Genomic DNA, 22,032 nt, shown 5'->3' on the forward strand with positions numbered 1-22,032 from the left:
CGCTCCGGTGGTGCGCCGGCATGGTGCCCGACCGGGCACCGTCGATCACGAGAGGGTGCGCCAGATGACGCAGCGTGGCCGTGCCACCAGGTCGACGGGACCGACGGGGAGACCCCGGCGCGCCGACGGCCCCCGGAGCGGTGACCGCGTCGGCAGCCCTCCCCGGGGCGACCTCGCGGCCCGGCGAGCCCGGTTGCGCGCGGTGATCGAGCCGGTCGTCAACGAGGTCGGGTGCGACCTGGAGGACCTCTCCGTCTCCCCGGCCGGCCGCCGGCACGTGGTGCGGGTGATCGTGGACGCCGACGGCGGGATCAGCCTGGACGCGGTGGCGGACGTCTCCCGGGCCGTCTCCGCCGCGCTCGACGCGGCCGAGGAGGCCGGCGGCGACATCCTGGCCGGCGAGTACCAGCTGGAGGTCAGCTCCCCCGGGGTGGACCGCCCGCTCACCCTGCCCCGGCACTGGCGGCGTAACGTCGGCCGGCTGGTGAAGGTGACCGCCCGGGGCACGCTGCCCGAGCAGTCCGGCGGCGACCGCCAGGTCACCGGCCGGGTGGTCGAGGCCGACGACGAGCGCGTGGTGCTGGAGACCGATTCGGGCCGCGCGGAGTTCCGCCATGCCGAGCTCGGCCCCGGCCGGGTTCAGGTCGAGTTCAACCGCCTCGACGAGGTGGGCGACGACGAGCTCGGCGACAACGAGGACATTGACGACATCGACGACGAAGATGATGTGGAGGACGAGGAGAGGTGAACATCGACCTCGCGGCGCTGCGCGCACTCGAGCGCGAGCGGGAGATCCCGTTCGACACGATCCTCGCGGCGATCGAGACCGCGCTGCTGACCGCCTACCGGCACACCGACGGGGCCGAATCGCACGCCCGGGTGGAGATCGACCGGAAGTCCGGCGGGGCCCTGGTCTACGCCCAGGAGACGGACGAGGACGGCAGTGTGGTGCGGGAGTGGGACGACACCCCGCACGACTTCGGCCGGATCGCGGCCATGACCGCCAAGCAGGTGATCCTCCAGCGGTTGCGGGAGGCCACCGACGAGGTGCACTTCGGCGAGTACGTCGGCCGCGACGGTGACCTGGTCACCGGCGTGGTGCAGGCGCACGAGGCGCGGTCCGAGAAGGGCATCGTCAGCGTCGACCTCGGCAAGCTGGAGGGCGTGCTGCCGCAGTCCGAGCAGGTCCCCGGCGAGCGGTACACGCACGGCGAGCGGATCCGCTGCGTCGTGGTGCACGTCGCCAAGGGGATGCGCGGCCCGCAGATCACCCTCTCCCGGTCCCACCCGGCGCTGGTGAAGAAGCTGTTCGCGCTGGAGGTCCCGGAGATCGCCGACGGCACCGTGGAGATCGGCGCCATCGCCCGCGAGGCCGGCTACCGCACGAAGATCGCGGTGCGTTCCACCACGCCGGGCGTGAACGCCAAGGGCGCCTGCATCGGCCCGATGGGCCAGCGCGTCCGCGCGGTGATGAGCGAGCTGCACGGTGAGAAGATCGACATCATCGACTGGTCGGACGACCCGGCCACCTTCGTCGGCAACGCGCTGTCGCCGGCCAAGGCGCTGCGGGTCGAGGTGGTCGACCTGGCCACCCGCACGGCCCGGGTGACCGTGCCGGACTTCCAGCTCTCGCTGGCGATCGGCCGGGAGGGGCAGAACGCCCGTCTTGCTGCCCGGATGACCGGTTGGCGAATCGACATCCGGTCGGATGCGGAGCAGGCCAGCACGTCCGCGCGGGGCGGGGCTGATCACGTCAGGGAGCCGGGCGGAGCGATCTCGGGCAGCTAGGGGTAGACTTCTTCCGGTGGTACGACATGCGCTGCCGGAGCGCACCTGTGTGGGTTGCCGGCGACGTGCGCCGGCCAACGAATTGCTGCGAATGGTCGCGGTCGGCAACGAGGCTGGTCACAGCCTCCGTCCCGATCCGGCTCGCAGGCTGCCGGGTCGGGGAGCGAACATGCACCCGGATCCGGCCTGCTTCGCGCTGGCGGTGCGGCGGCGTGCCTTCGGGCGTGCGCTGCGGGTCACCGGGGTCGTCGATCACGGTGAGCTGGCCGAGCATCTCGATGCGCCAACCACTACGTCAGGTCATCCCGACCGGGCGAGGGTCGCTAGCAAGGTAGGACGACCGACATGAGCACACGATGAAGTCCCTGAAATGACCAGGCTTCAAGTGCACGAGTGAGGTTGCTGCGGGTGCTGCCCGCACGACCTCGGAGTGAGGAGTGCAGTGGCAGGTAAGGCCCGCGTACACGAGCTTGCTAAGGAGCTCGGGGTCGAAAGCAAGACCGTTCTCGCCAAGTTGAAGGAAATGGGCGAGTTCGTGAAGTCCGCGTCCAGCACCGTCGAGGCGCCCGTCGCCCGGCGGCTGCGTAACGCATTTGTCGCCTCCGCCGGTTCGCCGGCGCCGTCCGCCCCTCCGGCGGCTGCCCCGAGTGCGACGTCGACCCCGACTCCGTCCCCGTCCCCATCCCCGTCCCCGGGTGCCCCCCGGGTCGCGGCGAAGCCGATGCCGCCGCGGCGGCCCGGTCCGCCGACCCCCGGCCCGAAGCCCAAGGGGCCAGTTCCCGGCCTGTCGCAGCCGGTGGCCCCGGTCGCCAAGCCGGCGAGTGCCCACGACATCGAGGTGGCGGCCGCCGAGGCGCGTGCCGCCGCGCTGAAGGCCGAGCAGGAGGCCGCGGTCAAGGCCGCCCAGGCCGCCCGGCAGCAGCAGCGAGAGAACGTCCGTCGGGAGCCACCCACCGAGGGTGGTCCCCGTCCCGGCCCGCGCCCGAACACGGGTCCGGGTGCGGGTCCGAACACGGGTCCGGGTGCGATGCCGCCCCGGCCGGGTTCCCCGGCCGCCGGTCGCCCCGGTGCGCCGGCCCCGGGCCCGGGTGCCCGTCCGGGCGGTCGTCCGCCGGCGCGCAGCGCCGGTAACAACCCGTTCGGTATCCAGGGCGGTCAGCAGCGGCCCCCGGCCGCCGGTGGTGGCGGTCCCCGCCCGAGCCCGGCGGGGATGCCGCCCCGGCCGAGTCCGGCCTCCATGCCGCCCCGGCCCAGCCCGGCCTCCATGCCGAGCCAGCGCCCCGGTCGTCCAGGTGGCGGCCCCGGCGCGGGTCGTCCCGGTGGCGGCGGTGGCGCGGGTCGTCCCGGCGGCGGTGCCGGTGGCGGTGGCTTCCGCGGCGGTCCCGGTGGCGGCGGCGGTGGCGGTGGCTTCCGCGGCGGTCCCGGTGGCGGCGGTGCCGGTGCCGGTGGCGGTGGCTACCGTGGCGGTCCCGGTGGTGGCGGCGGTGCTCCCGGCGGCGGTTTCCGCCCGGGTGCACCGGCCGGTGGCGGCGGTCGTCCGGGTGGTGGCGGCCGTGGCCGTGGCGGCGGTGCCGCGGGTGCCTTCGGGCGTCCGGGCGGCAGGCCGACCCGTGGCCGCAAGTCCAAGAAGCAGCGCAGACAGGAGTTCGACAACCTGTCGGCCCCGACCATGAGCTCGGGTGCTCCCCGGGGTCAGGGTCAGGCCGTCAGGCTCTCCCGTGGCGCCTCGCTGTCGGACTTCGCCGACAGGATCAACGCCAACCCGGGTTCGCTGGTCCAGGAGATGTTCAACCTGGGCGAGATGGTCACGGCGACCCAGTCGTGCTCCGACGAGACCCTGCTGCTGCTGGGTGAGCACCTCGGCTTCGACGTGCAGATCGTCAGCCCGGAGGACGAGGACCGCGAGCTGCTCGCGCAGTTCAACATCGACCTCGACGCCGAGGTCGCGGAGGACCGCCTGGTCAGCCGTGCGCCGGTCGTGACCGTCATGGGCCACGTCGACCACGGTAAGACCAAGCTGCTCGACGCGATCCGCAAGGCGAACGTCGTGGCCGGCGAGGCGGGTGGCATCACCCAGCACATCGGTGCCTACCAGGTGCACGTCCCGCACGAGGGCGTGGACCGGGCGGTGACCTTCATCGACACCCCGGGCCACGAGGCGTTCACCGCCATGCGTGCCCGTGGTGCCCAGGTCACCGACATCGTGGTGCTGGTGGTCGCGGCCGACGACGGCGTGATGCCGCAGACGATCGAGGCGTTGAACCACGCCAAGGCGGCGGACGTGCCGATCGTGGTCGCGGTCAACAAGATCGACAAGCCGGACGCCAACCCGGACAAGGTCCGCCAGCAGCTGACCGAGTACGGCCTGGTCGCCGAGGAGTACGGCGGCGAGACGATGTTCGTCAACGTGGCCGCGAAGCCGGGCATCGGCATCGAGGAGCTCCTCGAGGCCGTCCTGCTCACCGCCGACGCGTCGCTGGAGCTGACCGCTCCGATCGACGGGCCGGCGCAGGGTGTGGCCATCGAGGCGCACCTGGACAAGGGCCGCGGTGCGGTGGCGACGGTGCTGGTGCAGAAGGGCACCCTGCGGGCGGGCGACTCCATCGTCGCCGGCGGGGCGCACGGCCGGGTCCGGGCGATGCTCGACGAGAACGGCAACCAGGTCGCCGAGGCGGGTCCGGCCCGTCCGGTGCTGGTGCTCGGTCTCACCGCGGTCCCCGGGGCGGGCGACACCTTCCTCGCCGCGGCGGACGACCGCACGGTGCGTCAGATCGCCGAGCAGCGGCAGGCGCGGCGGCGGGCGGCGTCCTTCGCCAACTCCCGTGGCCGGGCCACTCTCGAGACGCTCATGGAGCAGCTCAAGGAGGGCGAGAAGACCTCGCTCAACCTGGTGCTCAAGGGCGACGTCTCCGGTTCCGTGGAGGCCCTCGAGGACGCCCTGTTCAACCTGGACATCCCGGAGGAGGTCCAGCTCAGGATCATCCACCGGGGCGTGGGTGCGATCACCGAGAGCGACGTCATGCTCGCGAGCGCCTCGTCCGAGGCGGTCACGATCATCGGCTTCAACGTGCGGGCCGCCAACAAGGTCCGCGAGATCGCCGACCGCGAGGGCGTGGAGATCCGGTACTACACGGTCATCTACCAGGCCATCGAGGAGATCGACGCCGCGCTCAAGGGGCTGCTCAAGCCGGAGTACGAGGAGGTCGAGCTGGGCAGCGCGGAGATCCGCGACGTCTTCCGCTCGTCCAAGGTCGGCAACATCTCCGGCTGTATCGTCCGGTCCGGAATCCTGCGCCGCAACGCCAAGGCGCGGCTGCTTCGGGACGGGCAGGTGGTGGCGGACAGCCTCACCATCAGCTCGCTCAAGCGGTTCAAGGATGACGCGACGGAGGTCCGCGAGGGCTTCGAGTGTGGTCTGACCCTGGCCGGGTACAACAACGTCCAGGTCGGCGACATCATCGAGACCTTCGAGATGCGGGAGAAGCCGCGCCCCTGACCCGTTCGACATAGTGATCAAGGGGTTTACGCCCGCAACGGCGTAAACCCCTTGATCATGTGGGGGCCACTGCGGGTATCGTCCGGGGCGATGTTCACCGGAACCGCGGTCTTCGACCTGCTGCTGCCGGGCGACTCCCGGTCGCTCAAAGCCAAGAGATCATATGTACGGCCGATCGTGGCGGCGCTGCGCCGCTTCGAGGTGTCGGCCGCCGAGGTGGGAGCGCTCGACCTGCACGGTCGGGCGGAGATTGCCGTGGCCGTGGTGGCCGCGGAGGGCGCGCACGTGCGCGAGGTGCTCGACTCGTGCGAGCGCCTCGTCGCGGGCCGTCCCGAGGTCGAGCTGCTGTCGGTGCGTCGCCACCTGCACGGCGACGGCGACGACTGACCGGCGTCGGGCGGTGCTGCCCGTGCCCGGCGGTCGACCCGACGGCGAAGGTAGTGTTCGAATTGTTGGCTGGTCGGATTCCGGCGGCGTACCGCGCCCCCGGACCGACCGGGAGCGGGACGCCGTGGAGGTGGGCAAGATGACGGATCCGGCCAAGGTACGCCGGCACGCGGAGCGGGTTCGCGAACTGGTCGCGTCGGTGGTGCGGAGCCAGATCAAGGACCCCCGGCTCGGCATGATCACTATCACAGACGCCCGGATCACCGCCGACCTGCGCGAAGCGACGGTCTTCTACACCGTCCTCGGCGACACGGCGGAGCAGTCCAGCACGGCGGCGGCGCTGGAGAGCGCCAAGGGGATGCTGCGCAGCACGGTCGGCAAGGCTCTCGGGCTGCGCCACTCGCCGTCGCTGACCTTCGTCCTCGACGACGTGCAGGACCAGGTCAAGCAGATCGACGACCTGCTGGTCCAGGCCCGCACCGCCGACGCCGAGGTGCAGCGCCTCGCCGCCGGCGCCCGGTACGCGGGCGAGGCCCAGCCGTACCGGGTGGACGAGGAGGACGAGGACGGGGACTCCGCCGACGAGGGGGCCGACGACGAGCACACCCCCCGCAGCGCGGACCGGCCGTGACAGGGCCCACCGTCGGGCCCGCCGGGCCTGGCCCGGCCGAGGCCGACTGGGCCGCCGCCGTCGCGGCGGTGCGTCGCCTGCCGGACGACGCCCGGGTCCTGCTGATCTGCCACGTCAACCCCGACGGGGACGCGCTGGGCAGCATGCTCGGCTTCGGGCTGGGGTTGCGTCAGCTCGGCGTACGCCGGTTGCAGGCGACCTTCCCCGGCCCGCCGGAGGTGCCCGAGCCGTTCCGTGCCCTGCCGGGGCTGGATCTGCTGGTCCCGGAGGTCGACGCGGACCCGGCGCCGGAGCTGGTCGTCTGCTTCGACGCGGCGAGCGAGTCGCGGCTCGGCGGCCTGGTCGACCGGCTGGAGACCGCCGGGGCCGCGCTGGTGCTCGACCACCACGCCTCCAACACCCGGTTCGGCGGGATCAACCTGGTCGACCCCCGGGCGGCGGCCACCTCGGTGGTGGCCGAGGAACTGCTGAACCGGCTCGGGGCGACCCTGGACGCCGCGATCGCCGAATGCCTCTACGTCGCGCTGACCACCGACACCGGGTCGTTCCGGTTCGAGGCGACCACGCCGGCGGTGCACGAGCTGGCGGCCCGGTTGCTGGCCACCGGCATCCGGCCCGGCGACATCTCCCGCCGGGTCTTCGACACCCGACCCTTCGGTGCGGTGCGGCTGTTCGGCGAGGTGCTCTGCCGGGCCCGCCTGGAGCCGGCGGCGGCCGGTGGCCACGGCCTCGTCTGGACGTACGCCACGCTCGACGACCTGGCCCGGCACGACCAGCGACCGTATGTGCTGGAGGCGCTGATCGACTCGGTGCGGTGCACCGCCGAGGCCGACGTGAGCTGCGTGGTCAAGCAGGTCCGCGCGGCGGAGTGGGCGGTGTCGATGCGCAGCAAGGGCGCGGTGGACGTGAGCCACGTCGCGGTCGCCCTCGGCGGCGGCGGCCACCGGCTCGCGGCCGGCTTCACCGGTCGCGGCACCGCCGAGGACGTGATGGCCGGCATCCGCACCGAGCTGGACAAGGCGTTGATCGAGGCGTAGATCAGGGACGACTCCGGGGGGTGTTGGTCTTCCCGCGCTCCGCCAGGACGGGGAGAATTGCGGGATGGATCACCCGCGCGAGCTCATCGTCACGGAGCCCCGGGTCTGGGACCGCCCCGTGGTCTCCGTGCCGGTGCTGATCTGCCTCTCCCTCGTCGGCGGGCAACTGCCCTCGTTCTCCGCCTCGGCGAACCTCTACACGCTCGGCACCGGGGGCGCGTTGATCTGGCTGGGCCTGGGTGCCCGGGTGTCCCGGCGGCCGGCGCCCCGCCGGCTCGGCATGGGCACGGTCTGGTGGCTGCTCCCGGTGGCCGTGTTCGGCGTCTTCGAGGGCGTCACCTTCGTCCTGCACGCCGGTGACGAGTTTCCCACCTTCTCCCGGCTGGCCGACCCGTTGCTGGAGGACGAACTGGTCCGCTCGGCGGCCTGGTTCGCCTGGCTCGCCGCGTTCTGGGGGCTGGTGCGGCGATGATGCGGGCCCTCGCCATCGGCGGCTTCGTCACCGCCCTGGTGCTCTTCGCCGCGGTCGAGTGGGCCGCCCGCCGCCCGGGCTCCCGGATCCCGTCGCTGGCCGACGTCTGCGCCTACGTGATGCGCTACGAGGTGGGCCCGGTGCCGGTCGGCCGGATCGGCCTGTTCGGTTTCTGGTGGTGGCTCGGCTGGCACTTCCTGGCCCGCTGAGGGGACGCCAACCACGGTCCGCGACCCACCGGCGGGATCTCACCCTGTCCAGATGGCGGGAAGAGTGGGCAGCATGTGGACCTGAACGATAACTTGGGAATCGACCGGTGCCGTGTCCCGCGGTGCTGGCCAACGGTGGTGACGCCACACCCGGCATCGCCTCCCTCCAGGGTCAGACCGACCCGGGCGCACGCCCAGACCGGCCGTTCTGGTGATCCCGGACCGCCCGTCGGGCGCCAGCACGACCGGCCGCAGGGCCACCACGTCGCCGTGGCCCGCACCCTGGAAGGACCGAATCATGTCGAGCAAGCCCAAGACCGAGAACACCGACGAGGCGCGCGAGCAGGCCCGCCGCGCTCTGCAGACGTCGATGGACACCCGCCAGTGACCCACCCCACCCGGCCCTGATGCCTCACCCCCATTCCCAGGTCGTCGGCTGTGGGAGCTGAGCGGCACCCGTGAGGGTTGGGCGGCGGGTGGTGTCGTCGCCAGCGACGGGTAAGGAATAGCACTTCTTGTGCTCCTTACCCTCGCCGTGCCAGGATCGGCGGCGATGAGTCAGCCCGCCACCGCCCCGTCCGCCGTCGCGTCGCCGCGACGCATCGCCACCCTGGCCCTGCCGGCCCTCGTGGTGCTCGCCGCTGAGCCGCTCTACGTCCTGGTCGACACGGCCGTGGTCGGTCACCTCGGCCGGCTGCCGCTCGCCGCGCTGGCCGTCGCCGGCACCGTGATGACCCTGATCGCCTGGCTGGGCACCGTGCTGGCGTACGGGATCACCGGACGGGCCGCCCGCCGGTTCGGCTCCGGCGACCGGGCCGCCGCCGTGGCCGAGGGCGTCCAGGCGTCCTGGCTGGCCCTCGGGGCCGGGGTGCTGGTCGCGCTCGTCATGCAGCTCGGCGCAGGCCCGCTGGTCGACGCGCTCGCCGGGCCCGGTGAGGTCGCCGACGCGGCCGGGCGGTGGCTGCGGGTCGCGGCGCTCGGCGCCCCCGGGCTGCTGCTCGCCGCAGCAGGCAACGGCTGGCTGCGTGGCGTGCAGGACACCCGTCGGCCGCTGTGGTTCGTGCTCGGGCCCAACCTGCTCTCCGCGCTGCTCTGCCCGCTGCTGGTCTACCCCGTCGGGTGGGGGCTCACCGGCTCGGCGGTGGCCAACGTGGTGGCCCAGACCATCTCCGGCGGGCTGTTCGCCGCCGCGCTGGTGAGCGAGCGGGTGGCGCTGCGCCCTCGACCGGGGGTGATCCGCCAGCAGCTCGTGCTCAGCCGGGACCTGCTGATCCGGGGCGTCGCCTTCCAGGCCAGCTTCCTGTCCGCCACCGCCGTCGCCGCCCGGTTCGGTGCGGCGGCGGTCGGCGCCCACCAGATCGCCGTACAACTGTGGTTCCTCACCGTCCTGGTGCTCGACGCCCTCGCGATCGCCGCGCAGGCGTTGATCGGCGCGGCGCTCGGCGCCGGCGACGATGCCGGCGCCCGCGCCCTGGCCCGGCGGGTCGCCCTGCTCGGTGCCGGCTGCGGCGTGGCGTTCGCGGCCCTCATCGCCGTCGGGGCCGGCGTCGTGCCGGGGCTGTTCAGCTCCGACGAGCAGGTACGCGAACAGGCCATGGTCGCCTGGCCCTGGCTGGTGGCGTTGCAGCCGATCGGCGGCGTGGTGTTCGCCCTCGACGGGGTGCTGATCGGCGCGGGTGACGTCCGCTACCTGCGCAACCTCACGATCGTCGCGGCGTTCGGCGGTTTCCTGCCGGCGATCTGGCTGGCGTACGCGTTCGACCTGGGCCTCGGCGGCATTTGGGCCGGCCTGTTCCTGTTCGTGCTGCTCCGGTTGGCGGCCCTGCTGCTGCGGCTGCGCTCCGGCGGCTGGGTCGTGGTCGGCGCCGTCCGCTGAGCGGAACGGACGGGCACGCGGCGGGCCAGGGTCAGCAGGATCCGGGGACGCGGGCGGCCCGTTCAGGGTCGAAGACCTCCGTCAGGGGCACCCCGCGGGCCGGCCCGACCTGGCGGCCGTTGGACACCCAGGGCTTCACGTCGAGGAAACCCTCCTGCCTCAGCAGGTCGCACTCGGCGTTCCAGATGACGGCCTCGGCGGAGTCCAGCCAGAGGCCACGCTCCGAGGGTGAGGCGTGGTCGGGGTGGGGCAGGTGCCAGACCACGGCGTCCCGGACGACCACCAGGTCGGCCTCGGGCGGGGCCTGCCCGGCCAGCCGCTCGAAGGCGTACACCCAGGAGAACCGGGTGGTCACCGCCAGCACGGGGATCCCGTTGGTGTTCTCGGTGGCCTCGTAGCTGATCTTTCCGGAGACCCTGATCTCCTTCTTCGAGCGGAAGCTCTTGTCCATCCGGGTGGCGAAGTACCAGAAGCGTGCGTCGGTGAAGTATGGCGAGAGTTCCTCGCGGGCGTCCTCCGCCAGCACGGCGAGGAAGGGCTTGTAGCTGCCGTGCAGCATGGTGGCGCCCAGGCGGCTCTCGATCAGCGCCCGCCGGGTCGTGTCGAGCGCCGTGCGCACCTGCGCCGCGCTGAACGGGCCCGTGGGCCGGGCCGGGGGCAGTTGGATTCCCCGCTCTCCGACGGCGAACCCGGCGGCGGGGGTGCCGGCGAAGTAGTCCCGGGGCTCACCGGCGGCGAAGCTGTCCGCGCCCGGCGACGGCGTCGACGGCGTGGCGCTGCGGACGCCGTCGACGACGGTGCGGACGACGGTCACCGTCGCGCCGAGCAGGGCCACCGCGCCCAGCGCGACCGCGCCGACGAGCAGCTTCCCGCGATGCCGCCCCCAGGCCAGCCGCCGCCGCTCCGCCCGGTCCAGCTGTTGTTCCGTGCCCACCTGGCGCATCCAGTCCGGCAGCCGGACCTCCTCCTCGCCGTGGGCGACGGCGTACCGACCCGGTCCGGCCGCTGGGGCCGCTTCGCTGGCCGCGGTCGGTTCGCCGGCCTGGATCCGCTCGCTGGTTGGAGCCGTTTCGCTGGCTGCGGTCGGTTCGCCGGCCGGGATTCGTTCGCTGGCCGGGGCCGGTTCGCTGGCCGGGATTCGTTTGCTGGCCGGGTCGGAAGTGGATGCAGGAACGGGTGGCTGCTGCTCGGTCATCGCGCGGGTCCTGATCAACGGCGTGGCAAAGGCGCATGATCCTCGCACCCGGCGCCGCGACCGCGCAGCCCGGTTTCGCGGCGTCCTGCGCCGGACTTACAGGCGGTCGCCGAGCTGCATTCTCGCGAACACGTAGGCGGTGCCCGCGACGAGAATCGTTGCCACCGTCGCGACGACCACGAACGACACGATCGCCGAGACGACCGGGTGCCGCTCGCTGAACCGGCTCCGTTCCTGCCAGCGCCACAGTGTCCGCCGAGCCTCCCGCAGGCCCGGTGTGGCGTCCACCAGGTCGGACAGGCGTCGGCCGAGGGTCCGCCGGGGCGGCTCGGGGTTGCGCATCCACTCGGGCAGATCGACTCGGGCGTGGCGCTCGTGCGGGGGCGGGGTGCTCATGGGGCTCCGGGGGAGGTCGAGGAGGGGCGTCGCCGCATTGTGCCGTGCGGTGGCGGGCGGCACGACCCCGTCTGGCAGGCTTGGCGGTCGTGAGCGCAGACGGTCTGATCGTGGTCGACAAGCCCGGCGGCATGACGTCGCACGACGTGGTGGCGCGGATCCGCCGGTTGGCCCGGACCCGCCGGGTCGGGCACGGCGGCACGCTCGACCCGATGGCCACCGGCGTGCTGGTGATCGGGGTCGGCCGGGCCACCCGGCTGCTGACGTACGTCATCGGCGCCGGCAAGAGCTATGCGGCCACCGTCCGGCTCGGGCAGGCCACCGTCACCGACGACGCCGAGGGCGACGTGCTGGCCACCACCCCGGCCGGGACGGTCACCGACGAGGCGATCCGGTCGACGTTCGCGGCGCTGACCGGCGAGATCGACCAGGTGCCGAGCGCGGTCAGCGCCATCAAGATCGACGGCCAGCGGGCGTACAAGCGGGTACGCGAGGGGGAGAGCGTCGAGCTACCCGCCCGCCGGGTCACCGTGAGCCGCCTCGACGTGCTGGCCATCCGCCGGGACACCCCCGACGTGGTGGACGTGGACGTCGACGTGACCTGCTCGTCCGGGACGTACATCCGGGCGCTGGCCCGGGACGCGGGCCTGGCGCTCTCGGTCGGCGGCCACCTCACCGCGCTGCGCCGTACCGCGGTCGGCGGCTTCGCCCTGGCCGAGGCGGCGACCCTCGCCGAGCTGGAGCAGCGCGCGCCCGAGGTGGTGAACCTGCCGCTCGACGCCGCGGCCGACCGGTTCTTCCCGCGCCGGGTGGCCACCGCCGACGAGGCGAAGGTGCTCTCCCACGGCGGCCCGCTCGACCCGGTCGGCCTCGCCGGGCCGTACGCCGTCTTCGGCCCCGACGGCGGCCTGATCGCTATCGTCAGCGAGCGGGACGGCCGGGCCCGCGCGGAGATCGTGCTCGCCCCGGCCTGACGGTGGGCGGGGTACGGCCCGCCGGCGCGGCCGGTCGCGGAAGGCAGGGGAGGATCGTGATGCAGCGGTGGCGGGGGTACGACGCGGTGCCCGGTGGCTGGGGCCGTTCGGTCGTCACCATCGGCGTCTTCGACGGCGTGCACAAGGGGCACCAGGCGACCATCGGGCACGCCGTGGCCCGGGCGCGGGAGCTGGGCGTGCAGTCGGTGGTGGTGACCTTCGACCCGCATCCGGCCGAGGTGGTGCGCCCTGGTTCCCACCCGGCGGTGCTCACCGAGCCCGCCCGCAAGGCCGAGCTGATCGAGGCGCTCGGCGTCGACGCGCTCTGCGTGGTGCCGTTCACCCCGGAGTTCTCCCGGGTGCCGGCCGAGGCGTTCGTGCACGACATCCTGGTCCAGCACCTGCACGCCGCCCTGGTGGTGGTGGGGGAGAACTTCCGGTTCGGGCACAAGGCGGCCGGCGACGTGGCGCTGCTGGAGCGCCTCGGCCGGACCTTCGGTTTCTCGGTCGAGGGAGCGCCGCTGGTCGCCGAGGACAGCACCGTGTTCTCCTCGACCTACATCCGGGCCTGCGTCGACGCCGGTGACGTCGCCGCGGCGGCCGCCGCGCTGGGCCGTCCGCACCGGGTCGAGGGGGTGGTGGTCCGGGGCGACCAGCGCGGCCGGGAGCTGGGCTTCCCCACCGCCAACCTGCTCTGCCACCGGTACGTGGCGGTGCCCGCCGACGGCGTCTACGCCGCCCGGCTGGTCCGCCGGGGGCACCGGAAGTGGCTGGCCGCAGCCGTCTCGGTCGGCACCAACCCGACGTTCTCCGGCCTGGAGCGGCGGGTCGAGGCGTACGCGCTGGACTTCTCCGGGGACCTGTACGGCGAGCGGCTGGCCCTGGACTTCGTCACCCACCTGCGCGGTCAGGTGCGCTACGACGCGGTCGAGCCGCTGATCGCCCAGATCGCCGAGGACGTCGAGCGCACCCGCCGCGCCCTCGGCTGAGCCGGCCGCCGCGCCCTTGGCTGAGCCGGCCCGCCACGTCGAGCCGCCACGTCGGACGCCCTTGACGGGCGGTTCCGCCGGGGGCTGGTAGTCTGGCCGGGACGTCGACTGACCGACGTGGGGCCTCGCGTGCCTGCACGACGCCGCGGGTGCGAGGTGCCGGTCCGTCTCCGGTCCACCGACCGACACGACGGACACCAGTGATCAACCCATCGAAACAGGGAGAACATGGCGCTCGACCAGGAAGCCAAGGCCAAGATCCGCGCGGAGTACGCGACCGCCGAGGGTGACACCGGTTCGCCGGAGGTGCAGGTCGCGGTCCTCACGAAGCGGATCGCCGAGCTCACCGAGCACCTGAAGGTGCACAAGCACGACCACCACAGCCGTCGTGGGCTGCTGCTGCTGGTCGGCCGTCGCCGTCGGTTGCTCAACTACGTCCAGAAGAAGGACATCAGCCGTTACCGCTCGCTCATCGAGCGGCTCGGCCTGCGCCGTTGACGTGACGGGGGAGCGACCCAGCGGGTCGCTCCCCCGATCGGCGTCCACCACCTGACGAAAACAGGGGCCGCGCGACCACCCGACAGGGAGCCGGTCAGCGTACCGGTCTCCGGTAGTGGCCCCCGGGAGCCCCGGCAGCTCGCCGGCACCCCGGGCGCTTCGATCGAAGACCGGACGTCTGAGCAGCTCCCCGCGTCGTGGGCCCCCCGATGCGAAGGAGCACCACCGAACCATGACCGGGCAGAACCTCGGCACCGAATCCCGCACCGCCGTGATCGACAACGGGTCCTTCGGCACCCGTGAGATCACCTTCTCCACCGGTCGGCTGGCCCGCCAGGCCGCCGGCTCCGTCGTCGCCCAGCTCGGCGAGACGGTCGTCCTGTCCGCCACCACCGCCGGTAAGCACCCGAAGGAGCAGTTCGACTTCTTCCCGCTGACCGTCGACGTCGAGGAGCGGATGTACGCCGCGGGCCGGATCCCCGGCTCGTTCTTCCGTCGCGAGGGCCGCCCCAGCGAGGACGCGATCCTCACCTGCCGGCTGATCGACCGGCCGCTGCGCCCGTCGTTCGTCAAGGGCCTGCGCAACGAGGTCCAGGTCGTCGAGACCATCCTCGCGCTCGACCCGCAGCACCCGTACGACGTGGTGGCGATCAACGCCGCGTCGATGTCGACCAAGCTCTCCGGCCTGCCGTTCTCCGGCCCGATCGGGGCGACCCGGGTCGCGCACATCGACGGCCAGTGGGTCGCCTTCCCGACCCTGGAGGAGCTGGCCCGGGCCACCTTCGACATGGTCGTGGCCGGCCGCACCCTCGACGACGGTGACGTCGCGATCATGATGGTCGAGGCCGAGGCCACCCCGAACGCCGTGGCCCTGATCGCGGGCGGCGCCACCGCCCCGACCGAGGAGATCGTCGCCAGCGGCCTGGAGGCCGCCAAGCCGGCCATCCGCGAGCTGTGCCGCGCCCAGAGCGAGCTGGCCGAGGTGGCCGCCAAGCCGGTCACCGAGTTCCCGGTCTTCCTGGACTACCAGGCCGACGTGTACGACGCGGTGGCCGACCTGGGCCGCGCCGAGGTCGCCGAGGCCCTGAAGATCGCCGGCAAGGCCGACCGCGAGGAGGCCCTGGACCGGGTCAAGGCCAAGGTCGCCGAGGAGTTGGGCGGTCGCTTCGAGGGCCGGGAGAAGGAGCTGTCCGCCGCCTTCCGGTCGCTGACCAAGTCCGAGGTGCGCAACCGGGTGCTCCGCGAGCAGGTCCGCATCGACGGCCGCGGCCCGCGCGACATCCGCTCGCTGACCGCCGAGGTCGGCGTGCTGCCCCGGGTCCACGGCTCGGCGCTGTTCGAGCGGGGCGAGACCCAGATCCTGGGCGTGACCACCCTGAACATGCTGCGCATGGAGCAGATGGTGGACACCCTCTCGCCGGAGAACCGCAAGCGCTACATGCACAACTACAACTTCCCGCCGTACTCGACCGGTGAGACCGGCCGGGTCGGCTCGCCGAAGCGGCGCGAGATCGGCCACGGCGCGCTCGCCGAGCGGGCCCTGATCCCGGTGCTGCCGTCGCGCGAGGAGTTCCCCTACGCCATCCGGCAGGTCTCCGAGGCGCTCAGCTCCAACGGCTCCACCTCGATGGGCTCGGTCTGCGCCTCGACGCTGGGCCTGCTGTCGGCCGGTGTGCCGCTGAAGGCGCCGGTCGCCGGCATCGCCATGGGTCTCATCTCGGACGAGGTGGACGGCAAGACCCGGTACGTGACGCTGACCGACATCCTCGGTGCCGAGGACGCGTTCGGCGACATGGACTTCAAGGTCGCCGGTACGCCGGAGTTCGTCACCGCGCTCCAGCTCGACACCAAGCTCAACGGCATCCCGTCGGACGTGCTGGCCGCCGCGCTCCAGCAGGCGAACGAGGCCCGGCAGACCATCCTCGGCGTGATGCAGCGGGCCATCGAGGGGCCGGCCGAGATGTCGGAGTACGCTCCGCGGGTCACCACCGTGAAGATCCCGGTCGACAAGATCGGCATGGTGATCGGCCCGAAGGGCCAGACCATCAACGCGATCCAGGACGAGACCGGCGCCGAGATCTCCATCGAGGACGACGGCACCATCTACGTCGGCGCGACCAACGGCCCGTCGGCCCAGGCGGCGGTGGACCGGATCAACGGCATCGCCAACCCGACCCTGCCGAAGGCGGGGGAGCGGTTCCTCGGCACGGTGGTCAAGACCGCCGCGTTCGGCGCGTTCGTTTCGCTGCTGCCGGGCCGCGACGGCCTGCTGCACATCTCCAAGGTGGGCGACGGCAAGCGGGTCGAGCGGGTCGAGGACTTCCTCAACGTCGGCGACAGGGTCGAGGTGGAGATCGCGGACATCGACGCCCGCGGCAAGATCTACCTCGACAAGGTCCGCCCGGAGGGCGCCGAGGCGCCGGCCGCCACCGGCGAGGTCGCCGGCGGCGAGCGTCCGGCCAGCCGCGGCGGCGACCGGGGCCCGCGTGACCGCGGTGACCGCGAGCGCGGCGGCGACCGGGGCGGTCGTGGCCCGGGCGGCGGCGAGCGCGCCCCGGGCGGCAGCGAGGGCGGCGAAGGCGGCGGCGAGGGTGGCGAGGGCGGCGAGCGTCCGCGCCGCCGGACCCGGCACAGCTGATCATGGTCCGGCCGGGTGGCGACGACGTCGCCACCCGGCCGGTTTTGTCACACCGCACCACCCACCCCTCGTCGAACTGAGAGCAGGTTTCCGTGAGTCGGGCCCAGCGCGCGTCTTTTCCTGCGGGTCGACGGGGGGTGGCGCCGTCCGGGGCCGTCCGGCACGCCACCGGGGCACAGCCCGGGCGGGCCGGCGGGTCGACCCGGGCGGTCACCCGCACGCTGAGTGACGATCCGCTGGGCGGCACGGTACGCCGTACCGTGCTGCCCAGCGGGCTTCGCGTGCTCACCGAGGCGATCCCGGCGATGCGCAGCGTCTCGTTCGGCATCTGGGTCTCCGTCGGCTCCCGGGACGAGACCGGCCCGCAGGCCGGTGCCGCGCACTTCCTGGAGCACCTGCTCTTCAAGGGCACCCACAAGCGCACCGCTCTGGACATCTCCTCCGGGATCGAGGCGGTGGGCGGCGAGACGAACGCCTTCACCACGAAGGAATACACCTGCTACTACGCCCGCGTGCTGGACGAGGACCTGCCGCTGGCCATCGACGTGATGTGCGACGCGGTCGCCGACTCGCTGCTGGAGCCGGCCGACGTGGAGATCGAGCGCGGCGTCATCCTCGAAGAGATCGCCATGCACGACGACGAGCCCGGCGACGAGGTGCACGACCTGTTCGCCCGCGCCGTCTACGGCGACCACCCCCTCGGCCGGCTGATCTCCGGCACCGAGGAGACGGTCACCCCGATGACCCGCCGGCAGATCCACGGCTTCTACCGCCGCCACTACACCCCGGCGCAGATCGTCGTCGCCGCCGCCGGCAACCTCGACCACGCCGCCGTGGTCAAGCTGGTCTGCCAGGCGCTGGCCGGGACCCCGCTGGACACCGACCCGGCCACGCCGGCCCCGCACCGTCCGGCCACCCCGGCGGTACGCGTGGAGCCGGCCACCACCCTGGTCGAGCAGAAGGAGACCGAGCAGGCGCACGTCATCATCGGCTGCCCCGGCATCGACCGCGTCGACGAGCGGCGCTTCGCCCTCGGGGTGCTCAACAACGTGCTCGGCGGCGGCATGTCCAGCCGGCTGTTCCAGGAGATCCGGGAGCGGCGCGGCCTGGCCTACTCGGTCTACTCCTACGCCAGCCAGTACGCCGACAGCGGCCTGTTCGCCGTCTACGCCGGCTGCGCGCCCGGGAAGGTGGACGAGGTGCTGAAGCTGACCCGCGCCGAGTTGGCCCGGGTGGCCGCCGACGGGCTGACCGAGGCCGAGGTGGCCCGGGGCAAGGGGATGAGCAAGGGCTCGTTCGTGCTCGGCCTGGAGGACACCGGCTCCCGGATGAGCCGGCTCGCCAAGGGGGAGCTGCTCTACGGCGATCTGATGCCGGTCGACGAGCTGCTGGCCCGGGTCGACGCGGTGACCGTGGACGACGTGAACACCCTCGCCGCCGAGGTGCTCGCCCGGCCGATGTCCCTCGCGGTCGTCGGCCCGTTCGGCGATCGGGACTTCACCTCCTGACCGCCGTGCCGCCCCGTCGGCGGCGGCACGTGGGACGGTCGGCGGTCGGCCCGGTGTGGGCGGCCCGGCTGGGATAGGTTGTGCCCCGTGACTGACGAGCTGGGGAAGAGCCCCGAGGAGCTGATCCGGGTCGGCGTGCTGGGTGCCCGGGGCCGGATGGGCATCGAGGTGTGCAAGGCGGTCGACGGGGCGTCCGACCTGGAACTGGTGGCGAGGATCGACCAGGGCGAGGACCTGCGCGCCGCATCCGACGCCGGTGCCGAGGTGGTTGTCGACTTCACCACCCCCGACGTCGTCATGGACAATCTGCGCTGGTGCATCGACCAGGGCATCAACGCGGTCGTCGGCACCACCGGCTTCACCGAGCAGCGGCTCGAGCGGGTGCGCGGCTGGCTGGCCGACAAGCCCGGCGTCGGCGTGGTGATCGCCCCCAACTTCGGCATCGGCGCGGTGCTGATGATGCAGTTCGCGGCGCGGGCGGCCCGGCACTTCGAGTCCGTCGAGATCATCGAGCAGCACCACCCGCGCAAGCTCGACGCACCCAGCGGCACCGCCACGCACACCGCCCGGCAGATCGCGCGGGCCCGCGCCGAGGCCGGCCTCGGCCCGGTTCCGGACGCCACGAAGGACGAGGTGGCGGGTGCCCGGGGGGCCGACATCGACGGGGTACGCGTGCACGCCGTGCGCGCCACCGGCCTGGTCGCCCACCAGGAGGTGCTGTTCGGCACCCTGGGTGAGACGCTGACCATCCGGCACGACTCGTACGACCGGGTGTCGTTCATGCCCGGCGTGCTGCTGGCCGTCCGCGCGGTGCGCAACCGCCCCGGCCTCACCATCGGCCTGGACCCGCTGCTCGACTGACCCGGCCCGCGCCGCGCGGCCGGCCCGCAGGCAGCCCCGTCGGCGGCCGGCGCCCACAGCCGGCCGGCGGCCCGGAAGGACGCGGAAAACGATCGCCGGACGGGTGGACCGGCCCTAGGCTCGCCGGATGATCGACTCGAACCTCCGCGACCGCGCCAGGCGGCACGTCACCCTGCGCCCGGTCGACGACGACAACTGGCGCACCGTCGCCGACGTGGTGCCCCGCGACGACCAGCGGGCCTGGGTGTACCCGATGGCGGCCCGCTACCTGCTGATCAGCGCCCGAGGCGACGTCTGGACCTCCCTGGCGGTGTACGCCGACGAGGCCGTCGTCGGGCACGTCATGTGGGGCGTCGACGACGACGGTTCGCGGTGGATCGGCGGCATGGTCGTCGACGCCGCCGAGCAGGGCCGGGGGGTGGGCGCTGCCACCGTGACCACCCTGGCCACCTGGCTGCTCGCCCAGCCGGGCTGCCCGGCCGTCCGCCTGTCGTACCACCCGGAGAACCTGGCCGCCGTCGCCCTCTACCCCCGCCTGGGCTTCACCCCGACGGGCGCGGTGGAGGACGACGAACTGGTCGCCGAACTCACCGACCCGCCCCGACGGCAGTGACACCGTCGCCCGCCGCCCCGACGTGGTGAGCCGGGAGCCGGTCAGTCGGCGGGGGCCGGATCGTCGGCGGAGACCGCGACGTGCAGCCGGAGCTGGTTGACCAGCATGTCGTCCACGTCGAGGGCCCGGGCCGCCCCGTCGGGCTCCCAGCCGGCGGTGGTGAGGAACTTCCGGGTCGCCGGGTCGGCGTCGAACGCCCACGCCACCGCGCGGCCGAAACCGTCCTCCCGCCACAGGTCCACGCTCGCGGCGAGCAGCCGGCTGCCGTGCCCGCGTCGGCCCCAGCGCGGCTCGACCAGCAGGTCCGTCACCGCCACCACGTCGGGCCCGAGCGCCTCGGCCGGTTCGTTCGGGGCGAGTGACTCGGCGTCGGCCGGACCCGAGGCGACGAACCCCACCAGATACGATTGCTCGGCCTGTTCGACGGCGACCAGCACCCGGTGCGCGCCCGAGGGCGGCTCCTGCACGGCCGCACTCCACCGCCGGGCGAGGTACGCCTCGTCCAGGTTGTCGAGCACGTGCCGGGGCAGGATCCGGCGGTAGGCGACCCGCCAGGTCGCGAGCTGGATGTGTGCGATCTCGCCGGCGTCTTCCGGACGCGCCGGGCGGACGTACCCGAGAGCCATGGGACGTGAGCCTACGCAGGGCGGGGGAGACGATGGTGGCGCAGGGTGCCGAACGGAGGACCGGGCAGGTCATTGTCGTCGGCTGCCTCGCCGTCGTGGTGGCCCTGTTTCTGTCGATGGCGGCCGTGCGGCACGGCTTCTTCGACCTGAAGGTCTACTACGGCGCGCTGAACTTCTGGGTGCACGACGGCGGGGAGATCTACGACTTCCTCAAGCCCGGCACCCAGTACGGCTTCACCTACCCGCCGTTCGCCGCCCTGGCGATGCTGCCGATGGCGGTGCTGCCCTGGACGGCGGCGATCGTGGTGAGCGTGGCCGCGTCCGTGGTGGTCAGCGCCGTGCTGATCTGGTGGCTGGTCGACCCGATCGCCCGCCGCGCCGGCTGGACCCGCTGGTACGCCCTCGCCGTGGCGCTCCTGCTGGCCGCCGCGTTCGAGCCGATGCGCGAGACGGTCAACTTCGGCCAGGTCAACATGCTGCTGCTGTTCCTGGTCGCGGTGGACCTGCTGCGGCTGCTGCCGGCCGGCAACCGGTGGGCCGGGGTGGGCATCGGCGTGGCCACCGCGATCAAGCTGACTCCGGGGATCTTCCTCGTCTACCTGCTGGTCACCGGGCGCTGGCGGGCCGCGCTGACCGCCGTCGGCGCCGCCGCCACGGCCAGCCTGGTCGCCGCCGCGCTCTTCCCCGACGCGTCCCGGGAGTTCTGGACCTCGGCGCTGTGGAACACCGGCCGGGTCGGCGAGCTGGCGTTCGTGTCCAACCAGTCGCTGCGCGGCGTGGTGGCCCGGCTGAACCCCGAGCACCCCAGCAGCCTGGCCTGGGCGGTGCTGGTGCTGGCCACCCTCGCGGTCTGGGCGTGGCGGTCCCGGGCCGCCGCGGCGGCCGGCGACGAGGCCACCGGCCTGGCCCTGACCGGCGCGGTGATGTGCCTGGTCAGCCCCGTGACCTGGGTGCACCACCTGGTGTGGCTGCTGCCGGGGCTGATCCTGCTGGTCGACAACGGCATGGCAGCCCCCGCCCGCAGCCGTCGGCGCGGCGTCCTGCTGGCCGCCGCCGCGATCGGGTACGGCTTCCTGATCAGCCGGATCGTCTGGGCCTGGGAGAAGGACTTCACCGGCGTCGACGGCTTCCTCGGCAGCAACACCTACGTCTGGATCAGCCTGGCCCTGCTGCTGTTCCTGCCGGTCCGCAGGTGGGCCGCGCCGGTCGGGCTCGGGTCGGCCGGGGGCCGCCGCCGGCCGGGTCAACCGTCGAGGCGCCCGGCGTAGCGCAGCTCGACCAGACCGAGCGGGGGCGTTCCGCCGGCCAGCGGCACGCGGTAGGTCGTCCGCTCGCCGTCCGGTGACAGCCCGGCCCGCTCGTAGAAGCGGCGGGCCCGCCGGTTGTCCCGGAGCACCCAGAGCCGGTACGCGCTCCAGCCCTGCCGGGCCAGCCGCTCCTTCGCCGCCGCCAGCAGCCGCCCGCTCGTTCCGTCCCCCCAGTACGCCTTCTCGACGTACATGGTCAGCACCTCGCCGAGGGTGTGATCCAGGTCGGCCCGGTCCTGGTTGTTCCGGTACGGCCCGAACGTGGTGAACCCGACGACCGCACCGTCCCGCTCGGCCAGCAGGGTGGTGAACGGGTGCTCCGGGTCGGCCGTGCCGGTGTCCCGCCGCCGCTGCGCCCAGGCGGTCACGTTGAGCCGGTCCAGCACCTCGTCCGGCATGAACCCGACGTAGCCGTCCTGCCAGCCGTGCACGTGCACCCGGGCGACCGCCTCGGCGTCGTCCGGCTCCTCGGGGCGGATGATCAGCATGCGTCCGTTCTATGCCCCGGCGGGCGCGTCGTCCAGCGAGCCG

22 protein-coding genes are annotated in these 22,032 nt (G+C 73.2%); 18 read left to right on the forward strand and 4 right to left on the reverse strand.

All coding sequences use genetic code 11. The features are described 5' to 3' along the window. Positions 1-64 precede the first annotated feature (64 nt). The 10 genes from rimP (at position 65) to ACQPZO_RS07685 (ending at position 9,896) form a co-directional block, all read left to right on the forward strand. Positions 65-748: a ribosome maturation factor RimP gene (gene rimP, locus ACQPZO_RS07640; RefSeq protein WP_433348291.1), complete on the forward strand. Its 684-nt coding sequence runs from the start codon at positions 65-67 to the stop codon at positions 746-748. Continuing rightward, the gene (gene nusA, locus ACQPZO_RS07645) at positions 745-1,788 is read left to right on the forward strand and encodes a transcription termination factor NusA (RefSeq protein WP_433348293.1); all 1,044 of its coding nucleotides are present in this window, start codon (positions 745-747) and stop codon (positions 1,786-1,788) included. The genes rimP and nusA overlap by 4 nt, the downstream gene beginning before the upstream one ends. Positions 1,789-1,804: 16 nt before the next feature. Next, positions 1,805-2,137 (forward strand): YlxR family protein, encoded by a 333-nt coding sequence (locus tag ACQPZO_RS07650; protein WP_350887882.1) that lies wholly within the window; start codon positions 1,805-1,807, stop codon positions 2,135-2,137. Between the two features lie 93 nt (positions 2,138-2,230). After that, the gene (infB, locus tag ACQPZO_RS07655; protein WP_433348296.1) at positions 2,231-5,284 is read left to right on the forward strand and encodes a translation initiation factor IF-2; all 3,054 of its coding nucleotides are present in this window, start codon (positions 2,231-2,233) and stop codon (positions 5,282-5,284) included. 90 nt (positions 5,285-5,374) lie between these two features. Beyond that, positions 5,375-5,671, forward strand: coding sequence for a DUF503 domain-containing protein (locus ACQPZO_RS07660; protein ID WP_117666457.1), 297 nt, complete (start codon positions 5,375-5,377; stop codon positions 5,669-5,671). A gap of 139 nt (positions 5,672-5,810) precedes the next feature. Beyond that, positions 5,811-6,302: a 30S ribosome-binding factor RbfA gene (rbfA, locus tag ACQPZO_RS07665; RefSeq protein ID WP_433348298.1), complete on the forward strand. Its 492-nt coding sequence runs from the start codon at positions 5,811-5,813 to the stop codon at positions 6,300-6,302. Next, a complete protein-coding gene (locus ACQPZO_RS07670) occupies positions 6,299-7,339 on the forward strand; it encodes a DHH family phosphoesterase (RefSeq protein WP_433348300.1) in 1,041 nt (346 codons plus the stop codon). The genes rbfA and ACQPZO_RS07670 overlap by 4 nt, the downstream gene beginning before the upstream one ends. A 64-nt stretch (positions 7,340-7,403) precedes the next feature. After that, entirely contained in the window at positions 7,404-7,811 is a 408-nt protein-coding gene (locus ACQPZO_RS07675) for a hypothetical protein (protein WP_396674736.1), read from the forward strand. Next, the gene (locus ACQPZO_RS07680; RefSeq protein WP_396674774.1) at positions 7,811-8,020 is read left to right on the forward strand and encodes a DUF6186 family protein; all 210 of its coding nucleotides are present in this window, start codon (positions 7,811-7,813) and stop codon (positions 8,018-8,020) included. The genes ACQPZO_RS07675 and ACQPZO_RS07680 overlap by 1 nt, the downstream gene beginning before the upstream one ends. A gap of 553 nt (positions 8,021-8,573) precedes the next feature. Next, complete coding sequence (locus tag ACQPZO_RS07685) at positions 8,574-9,896, forward strand: MATE family efflux transporter (protein WP_433348303.1); 1,323 nt, start codon at positions 8,574-8,576, stop codon at positions 9,894-9,896. Between the two features lie 31 nt (positions 9,897-9,927). Here ACQPZO_RS07685 and ACQPZO_RS07690 read toward each other — a convergent pair whose 3' ends face one another. Beyond that, positions 9,928-11,091, reverse strand: a complete 1,164-nt coding sequence (locus tag ACQPZO_RS07690) for a hypothetical protein (protein WP_433348305.1) — start codon at positions 11,089-11,091, stop codon at positions 9,928-9,930. Between the two features lie 96 nt (positions 11,092-11,187). Continuing rightward, entirely contained in the window at positions 11,188-11,487 is a 300-nt protein-coding gene (locus ACQPZO_RS07695; RefSeq protein WP_433348307.1) for a hypothetical protein, read from the reverse strand. 89 nt (positions 11,488-11,576) lie between these two features. Here ACQPZO_RS07695 and truB point away from each other — a divergent pair, with 89 nt between their 5' ends. From truB to ACQPZO_RS07730, 7 genes are all read left to right on the forward strand, one after another. Next, positions 11,577-12,461 carry a tRNA pseudouridine(55) synthase TruB gene (gene truB, locus ACQPZO_RS07700; protein WP_433348308.1) on the forward strand — a complete coding sequence of 295 codons (885 nt, stop codon included), beginning with the start codon at positions 11,577-11,579 and terminating at the stop codon, positions 12,459-12,461. A gap of 59 nt (positions 12,462-12,520) precedes the next feature. Beyond that, the gene (locus ACQPZO_RS07705; RefSeq protein ID WP_433348310.1) at positions 12,521-13,450 is read left to right on the forward strand and encodes a bifunctional riboflavin kinase/FAD synthetase; all 930 of its coding nucleotides are present in this window, start codon (positions 12,521-12,523) and stop codon (positions 13,448-13,450) included. Positions 13,451-13,678: 228 nt separating this feature from the next. Next, positions 13,679-13,948, forward strand: a complete 270-nt coding sequence (rpsO, locus tag ACQPZO_RS07710; protein ID WP_007075299.1) for a 30S ribosomal protein S15 — start codon at positions 13,679-13,681, stop codon at positions 13,946-13,948. Positions 13,949-14,180: 232 nt separating this feature from the next. After that, the gene (locus tag ACQPZO_RS07715) at positions 14,181-16,586 is read left to right on the forward strand and encodes a polyribonucleotide nucleotidyltransferase (RefSeq protein ID WP_433348312.1); all 2,406 of its coding nucleotides are present in this window, start codon (positions 14,181-14,183) and stop codon (positions 16,584-16,586) included. 137 nt (positions 16,587-16,723) lie between these two features. Then, positions 16,724-18,094, forward strand: a complete 1,371-nt coding sequence (locus tag ACQPZO_RS07720) for a M16 family metallopeptidase (protein ID WP_433348314.1) — start codon at positions 16,724-16,726, stop codon at positions 18,092-18,094. 87 nt (positions 18,095-18,181) lie between these two features. Next, positions 18,182-18,955, forward strand: a complete 774-nt coding sequence (dapB, locus tag ACQPZO_RS07725) for a 4-hydroxy-tetrahydrodipicolinate reductase (RefSeq protein WP_433348316.1) — start codon at positions 18,182-18,184, stop codon at positions 18,953-18,955. 127 nt (positions 18,956-19,082) lie between these two features. Continuing rightward, entirely contained in the window at positions 19,083-19,568 is a 486-nt protein-coding gene (locus ACQPZO_RS07730) for a GNAT family N-acetyltransferase (RefSeq protein WP_433348318.1), read from the forward strand. 41 nt (positions 19,569-19,609) lie between these two features. Here ACQPZO_RS07730 and ACQPZO_RS07735 read toward each other — a convergent pair whose 3' ends face one another. Then, positions 19,610-20,194, reverse strand: a complete 585-nt coding sequence (locus ACQPZO_RS07735; RefSeq protein ID WP_433348320.1) for an N-acetyltransferase family protein — start codon at positions 20,192-20,194, stop codon at positions 19,610-19,612. A gap of 35 nt (positions 20,195-20,229) precedes the next feature. Here ACQPZO_RS07735 and ACQPZO_RS07740 point away from each other — a divergent pair, with 35 nt between their 5' ends. Then, on the forward strand, positions 20,230-21,462 hold the full coding sequence (locus tag ACQPZO_RS07740; RefSeq protein ID WP_433350860.1) for a glycosyltransferase 87 family protein: 1,233 nt from the start codon (positions 20,230-20,232) through the stop codon (positions 21,460-21,462). Here the strand turns inward: ACQPZO_RS07740 and ACQPZO_RS07745 are convergent. Continuing rightward, positions 21,438-21,989: an N-acetyltransferase family protein gene (locus tag ACQPZO_RS07745; RefSeq protein WP_433348322.1), complete on the reverse strand. Its 552-nt coding sequence runs from the start codon at positions 21,987-21,989 to the stop codon at positions 21,438-21,440. The genes ACQPZO_RS07740 and ACQPZO_RS07745 overlap by 25 nt on opposite strands. Between the last annotated feature and the right edge of the window lie 43 nt (positions 21,990-22,032).

It is taken from the genome of Micromonospora sp. CA-111912 (assembly GCF_050948415.1).
Taxonomy (GTDB): Bacteria; Actinomycetota; Actinomycetes; order Mycobacteriales; family Micromonosporaceae; genus Micromonospora.